The following is a 16,852-nucleotide window of genomic DNA, read 5'->3' on the forward strand; positions in this document are numbered from 1 at the left end:
CCCGCCTACGCGGGAATGACATAAACGAGTTACGCAGCAGACCCAAAAACAAGAATAACATCAATTGCTTTAGATATTTCTTCCGTCTTTACCGCGACCTGTAGGTTTTATGCTAGGATTACTCGAAGATTTGGATTTTTGCTGTGCCTGTGTTCCAATTTGCCTCGCTTCTTTTGCTAAGTTTTCAAATTTGTCTCTTAAGCTTTGTGTATTACCTTCCTTTATATGTATATCTTCACTAGCTTCTATATAAGTCTTAATTTGCCTTTTAGGTGCATTATCTTTAGATTGAGCATATTTAGAATGCTCTATTGCGAATTTTGTACGAGATCTTATTAGCTCATTCTCTTTCCCTGTACCTTTCTGCTTCTCTTTCTTCCATTTATCCCATTCCTCCGGTGATGTCCAGTATCTTGTTATGTTACTACCAAAGCCTTCTTCAAACTTATCTTTTAAGTCTTTTGTGTTATCTTTTAACTTAAAATCATGAGTTATTTCGTTAATATTCAATTTTTTAGGTGTTGTATGATATATAGTATCTTTATCTTGAGTATATTGAGAATGTTTCTCTACAGTCTGTTTCTTTTCTTCTGTCCAGTATTTTTTGATTTTGCTATCAGAGTCTACTTCAAATTTTGCTATTCTATCTTTTAGACCGATAACTGCTCCTGTGGATATTTTAGGTTTATCTTGGGTTGATTGTTTAGTGTATTTCGGAGTTGTTTCTTTAGATAACTCATCATTAAACAAGTCGCGTATTTTAGGTAAAACATTATCTATATTAACCTGTTTCGGAGTTGTTTCTTTAGATAACTCATCATTAAACAAGTCGCGTATTTTAGGTAAAACATTATCTATATTAACCTGTTTCGGAGTTGTTTCTTTAGATAACTCATCATTAAACAAGTCGCGTATTTTAGGTAAAACATTATCTATATTAACCTGTTTCGGAGTTGTTTCTTTAGATAACTCATCATTAAACAAGTCGCGTATTTTAGGTAAAACATTATCTATATTAACCTGTTTCGGAGTTGTTTCTTTAGATAGCTTTTCATTTTGTAGCTCGGATATATAACCGTCTACTGCTTCTTTTAATTTGTCTAAAACGGCACTACTTTGGGAAGGAGGCAACATTCCGGTATCATCCCACTCTAAATCATTGTCAGTAGTTAACATTCCGGTATCATCCCACTCTAAAGCGACATTATCGCTTCTACGCTCCTCACGAGGATCAGTTAGCTTATAATAATTTTTATTTAATATGCGAGGCTCACGTGTATTTTCACTCTTTTCATATTCCTTAATTTCTTCAAATATACCTAGTGTCTTGTAAATATTATCTATTTCCTCCTGAGTAAGTCTTTCATTACTTACTTCTTTTTGTTGGGTAGATTTTTGTAATTCTTTTATTGCCGTTAACTTATCTTTTGCTGTATTTGAATTTGATAAAATTTTCGCCTGCGCTAAATCAAGAGCCTCAATTAAATTAGTAGAGCTGCTTTTTCCAAATGTAGTAGACAGTTCTTCTTGACTTGAGCCGATTCCCGAATCAATAGAAGAAGATCTAGAAACATTATTAGATTTAGGATTAATATTTGCTTGTTGTGTATAAGATTTGCCGGCATCTATTAATATTTTATCAGTGAATTGTTCTAGTTCATTGAATGAGTTTTCCAATTTTGCAAAAAATTCTGTTGAGGAATGTACTATTGCCGGTGACAACTCAGGTACAGAATCTTCAGGCATAGTTTCTAAAGAAGGAGAATATTTACTTGTTTCTCTTTGTAGCACCGATTCATTTTGCTTTATTAAATTTGATATATTTTTAAATTTATTTGCTAATTCTTTAGATAATATATCAATCTTATTATCGTTATTACTTCCGGCATATAAGACTAGAGTCTCCTTTATATTTTGAGAGATATTATCTGCATGATCTATTAACAGCATCTTATATTGCAAATCTAATTCGCTTGAATTATCAGTATTACGAAAGTAATTTTTATTTACTGATATACTTTTACTGAGTATATCCTTAGAAGTTTCTATAAGTTCTTGTTCCCCTGCCTCTTCTTTATTTTTTAACTCCTCAAATAAATTTTGTAAACCGTCTGAAAAATCCTGAGCATTATCGAGGTATAAAAATTTACTTCTTATAATCTCTTGTGCTTTTTGATTGGAAGCTTGTTGAACTTTTTGTCTCTCTTTCATTAATCCTAGAATGATATTTTTATCTAATGAATTAATCACATCATAAAAATTTTTCATTTCATCTAATTTTTCTCTAGGCTCCTTTATTTTTTGTAATCTTTCTCTTAATTCTTGAAATTTATCCCATTCATGTTGTTCAAGAAAAAATCCCGCTATTTTTGTATTTTTAGTATTAGGACTTTTTCCGCTACTCAGGATTTTATTTCTAGCTGCCTGTAATCTAGCGGGTTGATGAGAGTTAATATTATTAATCAAATCTAAAATTTCTTTTGATGTCTTATTAAATTCTTCGTTATTAGTTGGATTTTTGGTTGTCTCTTGAACTGCTTCCCTTAGCTTTATTATCTCTTCTTTAAGGTTAAGCTCTACTTTTTGTTGACCGTGTGTTATAGCTTGCTCATTTTTTTGAGAGGTAAGTACTTTTGTATCTTGCTGTATATTTAAGTTCTTTTTACCTACTTTCTGAACAATTTCTTCCATCAATTGTAATAGATTAATATTGTCTGTTATTTCTAGTCCTTGTTCTTTAGTGACCGGTAATGAATTACTTAGTCTTAATAATTCTGAAAAATCTGAGGGGGATACTAGGACGTCGAGTTGAGCCTTTGTTTTCCTACCTTTTTCGTCTTCCTTAAAGCCTTCAACTTTACCGATACTAATAGGTAGGTTTTTTAAATAAATTTCTTTCTGCCCCCCTTGTATATTTTTATCATTTGCTACTTTGAAATTAGCCTTTTGCTGAGAAACATAAGGTCCTGGTGCTCTAGGATCTATTTTATTTATTAGAGCTTCTATGAAGTTGGTTGTATGTGCTATAGCTAATTTATCTGCTTCTAAAATATTATTTAAATTAGTGTTTTTTATTAAATAAAGATTTCTTATTAGCCTGTCTAATTCATTTTTGTTTTTCATAATTTTCCTCCATTAATAAAAATAAACCAAACTGTAATACCATTTATGTTAAATTAACAATACTAATAATTAGTATTAATTCAATATTTTAAATTTTGTTGCATTTGTGCTTCAATTATGTTTAAAAATATAACCTTATAATTTATTTCACCGTCTCAATGAGTTTTTTAACTCCCTCGACTGATTTATCGAATAATGCTTTCTCTTCTTTAGTTAACTGTAGTTCTATTATTTTTTCTACTCCTTCTTTACCTATAATAATAGGCACGCCAACATATAAATCATGTACATCGTACTCACCTTGCAAATAAGCGGCGCAAGTTAGAATCTGACGTTTATCTTTTAAATATGCTTCAAGCATTTCTATTGCTGAGGCTGCGGGTGCATAATAAGCAGAACCTTTTTTAAGTAATGCAACAATCTCACCACCGCCGTTTCTAGTACGATCGATTATTTTTTCAATACGCTCATTACTCGATAAGCCCATTTTTATCAAGTCAGGTAGCGGTATGCCCGATACTGTAGAATATTTTGCAAGAGGTACCATCGCATCACCGTGACCGCCGAGAACTATACTATTAACGCTGTTTACCGAAACTTTAAATTCTTCAGCAAGAAAAAGGTTAAATCTTGATGAGTCAAGTACGCCTGCCATACCTATCACTTTATTATGAGGTAGTCCGCTTTCTTTAAGCATGACATATACCATAACGTCAAGCGGGTTAGTAATTACTATTACAAAGGCATCAGGAGTGTATTTTTTAACATTCTCTGCAACATTTTTCATAATACCGGTGTTAATGCTAATTAAATCGTCTCTACCCATTCCTGGTTTTCTTGGTAAACCGGCAGTAATAATTATGGCATCAGACCCTTCAATATCTTTATAGTCATTTGTACCTTTTATTTGGCTATCAGAGCCTAGCAAAGTTCCGGCTTGCATGAGATCCAATGCTTTTCCTTGCGGTACCCCTTCAGCCACATCAAATAATACGATATCACCGAGTTCTCTAAGGCTAATTAAGTGAGCAAGCGTACCACCTATGTTACCGCCTCCTATTAATGAGATTTTTGGATTTTTTTTCATTCGCCCCTCTACAATAATTAAATATACCTATTTACTATATTACAAATAGATTGAAGAAAAAAGAATTTTTAAATTTTAAAAATTATATGGTTAATTGATTAATTTATAAAAATTAACTAATTACATTGACTTCATTAAAATAGATTAACATAATGCCGAGTCAACGAAATACCATGAAATATTAAATTTTAATAAAATAATCAAAAAAAGAAGATAACTATGCCTAAAATTTCTAAGTTAATAAATGTTTTTAAATCCTGTATAGGAAGGGGGGGTAATACAAAAAAATGCAAAACCGCTCCAGATGTGTTTCATGATTTACGTATTAGTATTAACAATAATCTTAATAGTAAGAACAGTAAAGATGTTAGTTTTGATGTGGTAGATAGCGCAAAAAACAAAAGTACCCTACATTATGTAACTGACTTAGCAAACCTCAAAGAGTTACTTCAAAAAAATGTTGATCCTAATATACAAGATGAGAATGGTAATACTGCTTTAGATGTTACAGGTAATTTTGAAAAAGCCAAAATGTTACTTGAATATGATGCTAGGGTGAATGACTATAAACAGATGAGTGAAATATTACATTACTGTGGTCGTAACTCAGTAGAAAACAAAATTATTCTTTCACTATTAATACATACTAATACTAATACTAATTTTACAAAAGCAAATTTAGTAAGACAATGTAAAGAACCGCATGAAAAGGCAGAGCGGCTAATAAAACGAATTGAAAAAATAGAAGGCTTAATATATCAAAGTAAAGAAGTAGAGACGTTAAGAGTATATGTTGATAGATTACAGAACCTAAAAAATAAATATGAAAAAGCAAAAGATAGTAGCCAAGCTGTTTCAAAAATAATATTAGATTATATTGAAAATCAAGAGAGTTATGCTTTAAAAGCTAAACTTGTTACTATTTGTCAAAATCTAGGGTTAGTCGAAGATTATTCGGAAGTAGAGTCAGAAAATGAGGTAAGTAATTATTTGGATGAGGCTTTTGATTTGCTTGATACAGAATTAGCAGGAGAGGAATTTCAAAACTCAGCGTTATAACAAAACCCCCTGCAAAAGCGAGGATTCAAAAAATACTAAAACTATAAAGAATTACTTGTTTTAAAAATCACAATTATTAAATATTTATAATATATATTTTAATAATTAGTAATAACTTTTTTAATTTCCAGTAATCTCCCTAATTAATGTCTTTTAATATTTAGGATTTAATTATGAAATTACTCGGATTAGTTATGCTTTTAAACCTAACAAATTTATTTTCTATGGTAAAAGTAGCTCCAATAAAAGTAGCACCTGATTTTACGGCAGTATCAAAGCAAGGTACAATAGATTATCTATGTGATCATATAAAGCCATCTATTGAATTTTTTATTGTGCATGGTGACGGAATTAAGCATCAGTTTCAAAAAAAAACTATAGTAATAAAAAGCATGCAAAACTATTATTTGAACAGCATAAAAATAGTGGATTTAAAGAAGTAAATATGTCTCCTACAAAGCAGTTTATTAAAGAAATGATAAAAGGATGTGTTTCTTTCGTATCTAAACCAGGAGAGTCAATGTGCAAAGCAGTTACAAATTTAGAAAATTATTTAAAAGAATCGGGCTGGATTAACGAGGGGCAACGTTTTTTTTCATATAGATAGAATAGAGGTTCAAGACTCGACTCCTCTTACTCTATTTCTCTGAAAGATATATTTGAATCTATTGAAGACGTTTCTACATATTGTGATAGGAATTGGGTACTAATATCCGGAGAGATAAGTATGTAATTGGGTATATTATTAGTGTTGCTACATTTATCGAGCATATTATATTAAATCATGAACCGCTCTTAGTAAGAGTTTAGTGTTGTATCATCTTATTATAATGTTTCGATAAAACTTTTACGCCGTATAGCCATAATAGACATACGATAATAAAGCTAAACATTAATAATCCGGCTATATCGTTATGTACTGCGTTTGGGAAAATGCTAAAAGATATAAATTGAATAATAGCACCTATGGATTTACCGATTTTAGTACCCATCACATCAACAGCTGCTTTACCTTTAGTTTTCATTTCACTATCAAGTGGAATATAAACCATTTCTTTAGTAGCATCGAAAAGCGAATATTTTACGGATTTAGAAAGTACATGCCAAAGCCCGCCGATAAAAACTATAACAACAAGCGGTGAACTATAGCCAAGAGTGTTTACGATATTTTCTAAGTGATTTTCAAAAACTGTAAATGAAAAGAACATAACGCCTGCTCCAAACATCATAATTGGTGTTATAATAGCTCCCCAAAACCAACCGCATATTCTAATTAAACTACTCCCTAAAAATGCACTAACTAAAGTAAGTACTCCTGTCCAAAAAAACACTTCACCGTGATATGAAATAAAATCTTTTGTTGTAGGGTAAAGTTGTTTTATTTTTGACATCCATAACCCTTCTATTAAGCTAATACTCATAGAATAAGACATTACAAGAAGACAAATAAGGCCAAGATATTTAGAAGTTAATATTACTTTCGCACTTTCGACTAAGCTTAATTTTAATACATCTGTTCTTTGATTTTTAAATTTAATATTTTTGTCGGTTTCTACAACTGACTTATCAATAAATTTATGGAGAGCTAGACAAATTAATCCGGATATTAAAATAACCGTAATGAATGATTTTAAAAGAATCTCATTTGAATCATGCAGATGGGAAAATAAAGGTAGTAAGAAATGATTGCTCTTAGCAAAATAAATAATTATAGTTCCTGAGATAAGTAAATTAGTTTGTCCAAATAAAGTAAAAAATGAGTAAAATCTTGGTGCTTCTTCGATTTTAGTAATTTTATTTGCAAGCTGCCAATATAAAAGGGTAAATACTATTACTGGCCATAGTTCCCCCATAATATAAAATAATACTAAACTCCACTGCCCCCAAATTATTAAAAACCATTTTAAATGAGGAAGAAGTGTTGTATAGTGCTTGATTAACTCAGGATCGGGATGGAAGAAATCTCTATATGGGAATAGAACAAAACCAAAAATTGCGAAGAAAAATAAAAAAGTACCGGTAATTATTCTAAAAACCTGCTCTGTAGTAATAATATTACAGAGTTTAGAATAAAGAATAACAAATAAAATACCCATGGGCATTTCACCCCAAAGTTTAATAAAACTCAATACTTCTGAGCTAATTAAGGTAACAACAAAACTATCTTTAATACTACGAACTAAGTTTTGATTAAGTAAGATAAAGAACATTAGTAAAGCCATCGGAATGAATTTGGTTAATTCATACGATCTAATCGGCCATACGATATGTCTAAATCTACTATTTCTCGCCCTGTTCCACATTGTGAAATTAGAATTCACGGTACCCATTAATTTACTATGAGCTTATTTTTTTAGATTTCTTCCCAAACTCTACTTCTAGAGGTAATTTGTACGTCGATCCGGTACTCGAATCCTCGTGTACTAGTGTGTACGCTGTGGTTCTGTGTTCCGTGTCTCCTTCAAATTCCTTCTTATAAGCGAATTTAGAAAGAAATCTAATGCAACCTAGATTATAATAAAAATTATGTCAAGGTCTTTTAAAATAACCCCATATATTGTTGATTATTTTTATACTCGTTGAACTTTGTGTAACTCTTTTTTATTTTATTTCTGAGTATACTCAATTGCAGCTTTAACAAACTGAATAAATAACGGATGAGCTTCAAATGGCTTAGATTTAAACTCGGGATGAAATTGTACTCCCACAAACCATCTTAAAAAAGGTAATTCAATTATTTCTACAATTTGTTTATCTTCAGAAAAACCGCTAAATACTATCCCGTTTTTTTCAAAAATATTTTGAAAATCATTGTTTAATTTATATCTATGACGATGTCTTTCGTTTATTTCAAGTTTGTTATAAGCATTAGCTGCAATCGTATTCGGTATTAAACTACAAGGGTAAGAACCGAGCCGCATAGTCTTTTTTACATTTTCTATAGTTATTTTCGAGTTTTCACAGCTTTTATTTATTTTCTCAATAATTTTTGTACCGTCTACTTTAAATTCTTCCGTTACTGCATCTTTAATACCGATTAAATTTTGAGCTATTTCAATCATCGCAAGTTGCATACCGAGACATATACCTAAAAAAGGTATGTTATTAGTGCGAGCATATTTTATTGCTATAATTTTTCCTTCAGTTGCTCGTTCTCCAAATCCTCCCGGAACTAAAATTCCATCCACGCCTAATAATTTTTTATTAATACCCTCTTCAGTTAGACTTTCAGCATTTATCCATACTAGATCAATTTTATATTTATAATAAATACCGGCATGGTCAAGTGCTTCGATTACTGATTTATAAGCATCTTTTAATTTATGATATTTAGCTATTATAGCAATTCTTACTTTAGAGTTAGAATTTTTCAGCCTATCAATTATCTCATACCACTTATCTAATTTAGACGGCATAACATTAGTATTAAAAAATTTTAATACTTTATTGTCAAGACCTGAATTGTGATATGCAATCGGTACTAAATATATATTTTTTTGATCTATTGCTGGAATAACATGTTCAGACTCTATATTACAAAATAAAGCTATTTTATCCATTTCACGTTTTGAAATGTTACGTTCTGCACGACACAATAACATATTAGGCGAAATACCTATAGAGCGTAATTCCTTAACTGAGTGTTGAGTAGGTTTTGTTTTTAATTCACGGGCGGTTTTAACATAAGGTAATAATGTTAAGTGAATAAATAAACAATTTCTGCTTTTTAATTCATTACCGATTTGCCTTATAGCTTCAAAAAACGGTAAACCCTCAATATCACCAACCGTACCGCCTATTTCACAAATAATAAAATCAAAACCCTTGGTGCTTGAGAGTATAAAATCTTTTATTATATTCGTAACATGCGGGATAACTTGAACAGTGACGCCGGTGTAATTTCCTAGACGTTCATCTTTAAGTAATTTTGAGTATATCGCTCCTGTCGTTATGCTATCAAACTTGCATGAGGAAACTCCGGTAAAACGTTCATAATGCCCAAGATCTAGATCGGTTTCTGCTCCGTCATCCGTTACATATACTTCTCCGTGTTCGTGAGGATTCATAGTTCCGGGGTCAACATTAAGATATGGATCTAGTTTTCGTACGCACACTTTAAATCCTTTCGCTTGCAATAGCATAGCAAGAGATGCGGCGGTTAGACCTTTACCGAGTGACGAAACAACGCCGCCGGTAACAAAAATGAAACGTACCATTATTTATTATAAACCTATTTTACTAATATTTTCGTAAAATTTTATTGCTTTTTTTAAATCTTCTTCCGTATCTACGGAAATAGGAACATTATCAACTAGACATGTACCTATAGTCATACCATTTTCAAGAATACGTAATTGTTCTAAACGTTCTGTTTTTTCTAAAAAAGTTGGCTTAAGAGATACAAATTTTTCTAAAGCACTTTTACGAAAGCCATACATGCCTACATGATATAAAAATTCTTCTGTACCGTTTGGAATAAGACTACGCGAAAAATACAATGCTTTCCCCGCCGAGTCAACGGCTACGGTAATATTACTACTAGCTTCCACTGATCCCCTATCTACTTTTACTACCGGTGTAACAATATCGTATTCGCTGTTTTTTAAATACTCTATAATTTTCAAAATAGAGCTAGGTTCAATGAAAGGCATATCTCCCTGTACATTAACTATGTAATTAATATTTTGATTATTTGGAATTAATTTAAAAGCTTCGTAAGTACGGTCAGTACCGGTTGGGATAGCACTATCCGTGAATATTACTTTCCCCCCAGCTTTTTTAATAATGTTTGCTATCTCTTCCGAGTCGGTCGCAACGTATGTATGTTCAAAGTCCGCCTGAATTACTTGTTTAAATACTCTCTCGATTAAAGTTATAGAGCCGATAAGTTGTAAAGGTTTTTGTTTAAGCCTAGTTGAACTTAGTCTTGAGGGAATAATTATAGCCACGTCCTGATGCCGCATAAACTGCCTATATTTAAATTAAAAAATAATTGTTGACAGATTAGCCTTTTTCGGCGATAAAGTAAAACATAATTTTTGAATATATTTTATGCTTAGGTGTCATCCTGTAGCCTTGCTGGTGTTATTGCATAACTCATTTATATGCCATTCCCGCGTAGGCGGGAATCCAGTAAAACCTATAAAAAACTTGTTTTTATAGGTTTATTCTATACAAACATGTAACTTCTGTATCAATATTGAAGTTATTTTTCTGGATCCCCGCCTACGCGGGGACGACATCAGGTACAAATATATTTAAGAGCTCGTAGCTCAGTTGGTAGAGCATTTGACTTTTAATCAAAGGGTCCCGGGTTCGAATCCCGGCGAGCTCACCACATCCACAATATCCTTTAATTGTGGGTTTGTAGCTCAGCTGGTTAGAGCACACGCCTGATAAGCGTGAGGTCAGAAGTTCAAGTCTTCTCAAACCCACCACTAAATCCATTATACTTTTTCTTAATATTCAAACATACAATTTAGCATTGCCCGCATGGATCGACTTTTTCGTAATTGCCGCGCTTCTTTTAGTCACTTATCTCATGATGATTTAGTATCTGCATAACAAAGCTTTATTTTCGCAGAGGAGATATTAAGAATTCGAGTCATGCAATAAAGCCAATATCGCTAAATAATGACGTTGAGTTTTACTTACTTATTAAATAACATTAAAAAATTAATTATCTATTGATATTATCAATTTTTTTCTATATAATCCACAAAAAAATTAAGAGGTTAATATGCTAGATTATAAGAAAGCAGGTCGCGCCCCCCGTATTGCAGCTTAGCATGAATAGTCTATAATCCTCAAACAGTAATAAGAGAGAATTATAGTTAAGGAGTTATGGCAAGAATAGATGTTAAGTGTAGATATTGTAACGACACAGAAAAAGTAGTAAAGGCGGGATATTCAATTTCAAAACAACAGAGATATCAATGCAAGCAGTGTAATCGATATTTTCAACTGTAATATATTAATAATGCCTCTAAGCCTGGAGTCAAGGCTCAGATAGTAGATATGTCAATCAATGGCTCTGGAGTTAGGGATACAGTAAGAGTATTAAAAGTGGGTATCAATACGGTTATCCGTGTTTTAAAAAAATCTAGCGTTAAAAAAGATAAATCATTCTATCAATACGATAGAAGTAATTATTGCTCCTGAAATAGATGAACAATGGTCTTATGTACAGAATAAATCCAAACAAAGATGGCTTTGATATTCTTTGGATAAGATTTTGTTAAAAGTAGTTGCTTATACTTTTGGTACAAGATGTGATAGCACATCAGAATCATTACTGAAAAAAACCGGAGGATTTTAAGGTTACTTTTTACTTTACAGATGGATGGGGAAGTTATGCTAGGTTATTAGATCCCAAAAAACACATTGTTAGTAAAAAATATACTCAACGGATAGAACGGGGTAACTTAAATCTTAGAACAAGATGCAAAAGACTGACACGTAAAACAATTTGTTTTTCCAAGTCATTGGATATTCATGATAAAGTCATCGGAACTCTTATTGAACGTATAGCATTTAATATCCACATCTGCAAAATGGAGGTGCGGCCTAGAAGATGTTCTATTTCAGGCAAGCTTAACTTCTCACTATTTAAATTCAATATTATATTAAAAGCTTTTTTTAATTCTTCTGCTGAGTAGGACATTTTATGAGAGAAATTATACTCAGGAAATAATTCCGGATGTTCACCCGCAAATTTTCCTTGAAGATTTGTATAAAATTCGTGTACTTTTATATATTGTTCTTGCAAAAATGTAGAAAAACTAGTCATATCCATTGTTTTGATAAGGCTATTATCAAAAATAAGAGGATATACAACGTCATCTAGCTATAGCTAATACCAAAACCGATCGCTGTTAATAAGGGTAAATTTTTTACGATAAAGTCATTTAAATTATCAAAGTTATTTTTTTATATTAAATAATAACTCATTTATATAACCGTTTGTGGTGTGAGTGGCAGGAGCATAAGTACACACCACAATATTTCCTTTAACATCTTGTATATTATGTTGAGCAGTACCTGAATGGTAGGAAAATATATGTGCAATATTAGGTTTACTTTCTTCTGTATTTTGAGCAAATTCACTAGCATCATTCTTTAGAGCTAATTTTAAATTTGGTGGTGAAAGTAAATTTTCTTCAGAAAAATACTGATTGCCGCGAGCATAAATAAATATTTCTCTAGCCGAAAGAGTTTTTTGATTAAGATAAGTCAGTATATCTTTTTCTTTATAAACAGTTGCTATATTTTCTTGATTATGTAAGCCTCCTAGGTCATAACCTTGTAGTATTATTTCTGCATATTTTTACCCTATTAAGATATTAAATTTAAGAAAGAATTAAGTAATTGCAATAAGGTAAAAAAATAATAGCAGGTGATAATACGCTACTATCAATAATATATTTTATAGTATTGCATTATATACAAATTCTTTTATTTTTACAAGAAAAATAGTTAATTTCTTAATAAATTGAATTTTAATCAAGAGGATTTTTTTTATTATCATGAATTTCACTACTCAATTACGAAATAATAGCTTAACTAATTCTTGGCTCAAACTTGGTATTTTATCCTTGGGGCTTGCAGGTTTATACTCAATTATTTTAGTGGTATTACGTACCCCACAATTATCAAGCTTTTTTCCGAATCCGCATATTTTCAAATCCGCTTTAATTATTCATGTTAATTTGTCAGTATTAATTTGGTTATTGTCTATTACTGCTAGTGTTTGGTCTTTGTCATACCCGCAATCCTCTATGTCATTCCCGCGAAAGCGAGAACCTATTCTTTTTTTTCTAGATCCCCACTTCCGCGGGAACGACATACTGTGCAAACTCGCTTCTCTATCTACTCTCCTGATCGCTATTTCCCCAATAGCAGGGCATAATCCGGTGATTAATAATTATATACCAATGCTTGAGAATATAATATTTATTTGGGGATTAAGCTTATTTGGCGTTACGCTGATATTATATGCAATAAATATTTTATACCTCTTCGATTGGACGAACTTAAATAGTCTAGTTAATTTTACCATATTATCAACTATTATAATGTTTATTTTAAGTTTCGTTTGTTTTGGATGGTCTTATAACGGCTTGCAAAATATTATTGAAATTATTCCAATTGAGATAGAATTTTATTATGAATTACTTTTTTGGAGCGGTGGTCATTTATTACAATTTATATATACCCAAATATTAATATTTATTTGGGTTATTTTATTTAGAGAGTTAATAGCTAGAGAATTAAAATTCCAAAAATTTTATCTATTCTCACTTTATTTGAATTTCATTTTTGGTATTATTACTATATTCGGCCATGTGTCTTATGACATTATCGACGGAGCATTTAAAGAATTCTATACAAATCATATGAAATATCTAGGCGGCATTGCTCCTGTTTTATGTTTGGTCGGTATGGGGATTGAGTTAGTGTGTTATTTCCACGCACCTTTATGTCATTCTCGCGAGAGCGGGAATCTAGAAAAAAAAGAATGGATTCCCGCTCTCGCGGGAATGACATCAAATGACAAAGTAATCAAAACCACCTTACTTTGCTCCATTACTTTATTCTTACTCGGTGGGCTTATTGCAATGAATATCACAGGTATAAACGTAGTAATTCCTGCTCATTATCATGGCTCTATAGTAGGGATCAGTATTGCTTGCATGGGGTATAGTTATTTGGGTATAAATATCATTCCCGCAGGAGCGGGAATCCAGAAAAAAATATTAGAAAGAATGGATTCCCGCTCCCGCGGGAATGATATAAAGAAACGCAGGAATGACATAATGAGTATAGCCGTCTACCTCCTAACATTCGGGCAGATTCTGCATATAGTCGGGCTGGCACTTGCTGGTGGTTACGGGGTTATGCGTAAGGATCCAAATAGCGTTATGCCGATGTCAGCTAAGCTATTAATGGGAATGATGGGCGGGGGAGGGTTGATTTCTATAGTAGGCGGCTTGATGTTTGTATATATTTGTGTTAAAGTAATGTTTTTTAAAAGCATAAAATTAGAATATGACCAAACCGTCTAGAGAAGAAGCTAAGGAAGCGGTAAGAACATTATTAAAATTTATCGGCGAAGATCCAAATAGAGAAGGGTTACTTAAAACGCCTGATAGGGTCATTAACAGCTATACGGAAATATTTTCCGGTTATGAAAAGGATGTAGCGGAAATATTAAATACAAAATTTTACGATACTTGTAATTTTCAAGATTTTATTTCGTTGGAAGGCATAAGATTCGCCTCTTTTTGCGAACATCATATGTTGCCTTTTAACGGTACGGTACATATAGCTTATATTCCCGATAATTGCATTGTTGGCATAAGTAAGCTAGCACGAATAGTAAATGTTTTTTCTAAAAGATTACAAATTCAAGAAAAAATGACGGTACAGATAGCAGAAAGTGTGCAAGAGAATTTAAAGCCGCTTGGCGTTGCCGTTAAGATTTCTGCTCTGCATAGCTGTATGTCAATGCGCGGTGTTATGCAAGATAATAGCTTTATGAATACAATGCATTATACGGGTATATTTGCTGAGCAGCAGAAATATCGTCATGAGTTTTTAAACCTTACTGCTAAAAAGTAGAATACGATTTTATCATGCCGTGATTTGTTGTTATAGTGTGATGTCATTCCTGTGTGGTATTGTGTGGATACAGATGTCATTCCCGCGAAAGCGGGAATCCAGAAAAAAACATAAATACGGTAAGTTTTTAAAATTAAAAGCTCGATTTATCACGCTTTACCCTGGATTCCCGCTTCCGCGAGAATGATATATGGAGTCGCAGAATGACAAGCTTATATATTAAACTAAAAAAATTCTATGTTATTATCAAAATATTTTTTGCCTGTTTTAAAGGAAGAACCAAGTGAAGCTCAAGTAACTTCGCATAAATTAATGCTTAGAAGCGGAATGATTAGACAACAAGCAGCAGGGATTTATACTTGGCTTCCACTCGGTTTAAAGGTACTTATGAATATCGAGAATATAGTACGCTCGAATATGGATAAAGCGGGAGCTTTAGAAGTCTTAATGCCTTGCATTCAACCGGCACATTTATGGATGGAATCGGGGCGTTTTGATAATTACGGTAAGGAAATGTTAAAATTTCAAGATCGTCACGATAATACCTTACTATTTGGCCCAACTAACGAAGATATGATTACGGATATTTTTCGTCATAATATTAAGTCATATAAGGATTTGCCAAAAAACCTTTATCATATCCAATGGAAATTTCGTGATGAGATTAGACCACGTTTTGGTGTTATGAGAGGACGAGAGTTTCTTATGAAAGATGCTTATTCTTTTGATATAAACGAAGAAAATGCCGTAAAAACTTATAATCAAATGTATAAGGTTTATATTAATACTTTCAGGGATTTAGGCGTATTTGCTATTCCTGTTATTGCTGATAATGGTCCGATAGGCGGTAATTTAAGCCATGAATTTCATATTATTGCTGAAACTGGTGAAAGTACTATTTATTACGATAAAAGATTTAAGGCGTTAAAAGATAATTCTGATATTGATGTAGAGGAAATTAAAGGCTGGTACGCAGCCGTCGAAGAAAAGCATGACGTGAATAAATTACCTATATCTGGACAAGAAATAACTAGCAGTAAAGGGATAGAAGTTGGGCATATTTTTTATATTGGCTCAAAATATTCGGTTAATATGAATGCTCTTATTAATGATGAGCATGGTAAACTTACTCCTGTTGAAATGAGTTCTTACGGCATAGGTATTTCAAGGTTAGTGGCGGCTATCATAGAAGCAAATTGTGATGAGAAAGGTATCATATGGCCTTCTAGCATTGCTCCCTTTAAAGTTTCTTTAATTAATTTAAATATTCATGATAGTAAATGCGTAGAGCTTGCGGCAAAAGCTTATAAAGAGTTATCAGATCAAAATATAGAAGTATTGTATGACGATACCGAAGCACGTTCCGGCAGTAAATTCGCTACGCACGACCTTATCGGCTCGCCTTATCAAATTATAATCGGTCCTAAAAAAGCCGCAAATAATATCGTTGAATTAAAAGACCGTAAAATCGGAGTGATGGAGGATATTGTGGCAGATAGTCTTATTAATTGTATCAAATAATATAGACAGTGATAGTATCATATCATGAACAACAAACACCTTTTCAAATAACTAGTAAAATCTTGGGATTACCACAAGATATTTCTTATGAGCTCGGTATTTTAGCAGGTAGCACGCTATACTCTCAACCTGTAAAACTTCGCAAAAATAATCAAATTAAAACTATCCATTCTTCTTTAGCAATTGAAGGAAATAGTTTAAGCGTAGAGCAGATAACCGATATAATAAACGGCAAGCGCGTGCTCGCTCCTGAAAAAGATATTTTAGAAGTAAATAATGCGGTCGTGCCCCCGTATTGCAGTTTAGCGTGAATAGTCTATAATCCTCAAACAGTAATAAGAGAGAATTATAGTTAAGGAGTTATGGCAAGAATATATGTTAAGTGTAGATATTGTAACGACACAGAAAAAGTAGTAAAGGCGGGATATTCAATTTCAAAAC

Annotated in this window: 12 protein-coding genes, 2 tRNA genes and 3 pseudogenes; 10 read left to right on the top strand and 7 right to left on the bottom strand. The window is 32.2% G+C overall.

Translation table 11 applies throughout. The annotated features are described in order from the left end of the window. Positions 1–69 precede the first annotated feature (69 nt). Together AAGD46_RS03065 and mdh are read right to left on the bottom strand one after the other, a co-directional pair. The gene (locus tag AAGD46_RS03065) at positions 70–249 is read right to left on the bottom strand and encodes a hypothetical protein (protein ID WP_341787881.1); all 180 of its coding nucleotides are present in this window, start codon (positions 247–249) and stop codon (positions 70–72) included. A gap of 3,016 nt (positions 250–3,265) precedes the next feature. Then, entirely contained in the window at positions 3,266–4,210 is a 945-nt protein-coding gene (mdh, locus tag AAGD46_RS03070) for a malate dehydrogenase (protein WP_341787709.1), read from the bottom strand. A 219-nt stretch (positions 4,211–4,429) separates the two neighbouring features. On the opposite strand from mdh, the gene AAGD46_RS03075 reads away from it, so the two are divergent. The 3 genes from AAGD46_RS03075 to AAGD46_RS03085 all read left to right on the top strand — a co-directional run bounded on the left by AAGD46_RS03075 (position 4,430) and on the right by AAGD46_RS03085 (position 5,876). Further along, positions 4,430–5,269, top strand: coding sequence for a hypothetical protein (locus AAGD46_RS03075; protein WP_341787710.1), 840 nt, complete (start codon positions 4,430–4,432; stop codon positions 5,267–5,269). Between the two features lie 194 nt (positions 5,270–5,463). Then, the gene (locus AAGD46_RS03080) at positions 5,464–5,712 is read left to right on the top strand and encodes a hypothetical protein (RefSeq protein ID WP_341787711.1); all 249 of its coding nucleotides are present in this window, start codon (positions 5,464–5,466) and stop codon (positions 5,710–5,712) included. Positions 5,713–5,714: 2 nt separating this feature from the next. Then, complete coding sequence (locus tag AAGD46_RS03085; RefSeq protein WP_341787712.1) at positions 5,715–5,876, top strand: hypothetical protein; 162 nt, start codon at positions 5,715–5,717, stop codon at positions 5,874–5,876. A gap of 199 nt (positions 5,877–6,075) precedes the next feature. Here AAGD46_RS03085 and tlc2 read toward each other — a convergent pair whose 3' ends face one another. The 4 genes and pseudogenes from tlc2 to AAGD46_RS03105 form a co-directional block, all read right to left on the bottom strand. Next, positions 6,076–7,599, bottom strand: a complete 1,524-nt coding sequence (tlc2, locus tag AAGD46_RS03090; protein ID WP_341787713.1) for a nucleotide exchange transporter Tlc2 — start codon at positions 7,597–7,599, stop codon at positions 6,076–6,078. Between the two features lie 25 nt (positions 7,600–7,624). Next, positions 7,625–7,768, bottom strand: a pseudogene (locus AAGD46_RS03095) (palindromic element RPE1 domain-containing protein); the annotation flags it as partial. A gap of 107 nt (positions 7,769–7,875) precedes the next feature. Further along, positions 7,876–9,486 carry a CTP synthase gene (locus tag AAGD46_RS03100; protein WP_341787714.1) on the bottom strand — a complete coding sequence of 537 codons (1,611 nt, stop codon included), beginning with the start codon at positions 9,484–9,486 and terminating at the stop codon, positions 7,876–7,878. 6 nt (positions 9,487–9,492) lie between these two features. Next, on the bottom strand, positions 9,493–10,233 hold the full coding sequence (locus AAGD46_RS03105; RefSeq protein ID WP_341787715.1) for a 3-deoxy-manno-octulosonate cytidylyltransferase: 741 nt from the start codon (positions 10,231–10,233) through the stop codon (positions 9,493–9,495). 298 nt (positions 10,234–10,531) lie between these two features. On the opposite strand from AAGD46_RS03105, the gene AAGD46_RS03110 reads away from it, so the two are divergent. From AAGD46_RS03110 to AAGD46_RS03120, 3 genes and pseudogenes are all read left to right on the top strand, one after another. After that, positions 10,532–10,607: transfer RNA gene (locus AAGD46_RS03110), tRNA-Lys, on the top strand. A gap of 23 nt (positions 10,608–10,630) precedes the next feature. Then, positions 10,631–10,707, top strand: a tRNA-Ile gene (locus AAGD46_RS03115). A gap of 406 nt (positions 10,708–11,113) precedes the next feature. After that, positions 11,114–11,796: pseudogene (locus tag AAGD46_RS03120) on the top strand (IS1 family transposase); the annotation flags it as partial. Here the strand turns inward: AAGD46_RS03120 and AAGD46_RS03125 are convergent. After that, entirely contained in the window at positions 11,763–12,059 is a 297-nt protein-coding gene (locus tag AAGD46_RS03125) for a hypothetical protein (RefSeq protein ID WP_341787971.1), read from the bottom strand. The pseudogene AAGD46_RS03120 and the gene AAGD46_RS03125 sit on opposite strands and share 34 nt — an antisense overlap. A gap of 736 nt (positions 12,060–12,795) precedes the next feature. On the opposite strand from AAGD46_RS03125, the gene AAGD46_RS03130 reads away from it, so the two are divergent. The 4 genes and pseudogenes from AAGD46_RS03130 to AAGD46_RS03145 all read left to right on the top strand — a co-directional run. Further along, positions 12,796–14,334 carry a cbb3-type cytochrome c oxidase subunit I gene (locus tag AAGD46_RS03130; protein ID WP_341787716.1) on the top strand — a complete coding sequence of 513 codons (1,539 nt, stop codon included), beginning with the start codon at positions 12,796–12,798 and terminating at the stop codon, positions 14,332–14,334. Continuing rightward, positions 14,318–14,890 carry a GTP cyclohydrolase I FolE gene (gene folE / locus AAGD46_RS03135; protein WP_341787717.1) on the top strand — a complete coding sequence of 191 codons (573 nt, stop codon included), beginning with the start codon at positions 14,318–14,320 and terminating at the stop codon, positions 14,888–14,890. The genes AAGD46_RS03130 and folE overlap by 17 nt, the downstream gene beginning before the upstream one ends. 237 nt (positions 14,891–15,127) lie before the next feature. Then, the gene (gene proS / locus AAGD46_RS03140; protein ID WP_341787718.1) at positions 15,128–16,411 is read left to right on the top strand and encodes a proline--tRNA ligase; all 1,284 of its coding nucleotides are present in this window, start codon (positions 15,128–15,130) and stop codon (positions 16,409–16,411) included. A 24-nt stretch (positions 16,412–16,435) separates the two neighbouring features. Continuing rightward, positions 16,436–16,695: pseudogene (locus tag AAGD46_RS03145) on the top strand (Fic family protein); the annotation flags it as partial. Positions 16,696–16,852: the final 157 nt, after the last annotated feature.

Source organism: Rickettsia endosymbiont of Cantharis rufa (genome assembly GCF_964026445.1).
GTDB lineage: Bacteria > Pseudomonadota > Alphaproteobacteria > Rickettsiales > Rickettsiaceae > Rickettsia.

What these genes read in the sequence shown, in the direction of transcription:
- AAGD46_RS03085 (WP_341787712.1), top strand. Translation starts at nt 5,715, where the DNA reads ATGTCTCCTACAAAGCAGTTTATTAAAGAAATGATAAAAGGATGTGTT.
- AAGD46_RS03080 (WP_341787711.1), top strand. Translation starts at nt 5,464, where the DNA reads ATGCTTTTAAACCTAACAAATTTATTTTCTATGGTAAAAGTAGCTCCA.
- AAGD46_RS03105 (WP_341787715.1), bottom strand. Translation starts at nt 10,233, where the DNA reads ATGCGGCATCAGGACGTGGCTATAATTATTCCCTCAAGACTAAGTTCA.
- tlc2 (WP_341787713.1), bottom strand. Translation starts at nt 7,599, where the DNA reads ATGGGTACCGTGAATTCTAATTTCACAATGTGGAACAGGGCGAGAAAT.
- AAGD46_RS03130 (WP_341787716.1), top strand. Translation starts at nt 12,796, where the DNA reads ATGAATTTCACTACTCAATTACGAAATAATAGCTTAACTAATTCTTGG.
- proS (WP_341787718.1), top strand. Translation starts at nt 15,128, where the DNA reads ATGTTATTATCAAAATATTTTTTGCCTGTTTTAAAGGAAGAACCAAGT.
- mdh (WP_341787709.1), bottom strand. Translation starts at nt 4,210, where the DNA reads ATGAAAAAAAATCCAAAAATCTCATTAATAGGAGGCGGTAACATAGGT.
- AAGD46_RS03075 (WP_341787710.1), top strand. Translation starts at nt 4,430, where the DNA reads ATGCCTAAAATTTCTAAGTTAATAAATGTTTTTAAATCCTGTATAGGA.
- AAGD46_RS03100 (WP_341787714.1), bottom strand. Translation starts at nt 9,486, where the DNA reads ATGGTACGTTTCATTTTTGTTACCGGCGGCGTTGTTTCGTCACTCGGT.
- AAGD46_RS03125 (WP_341787971.1), bottom strand. Translation starts at nt 12,059, where the DNA reads ATGACTAGTTTTTCTACATTTTTGCAAGAACAATATATAAAAGTACAC.
- folE (WP_341787717.1), top strand. Translation starts at nt 14,318, where the DNA reads ATGACCAAACCGTCTAGAGAAGAAGCTAAGGAAGCGGTAAGAACATTA.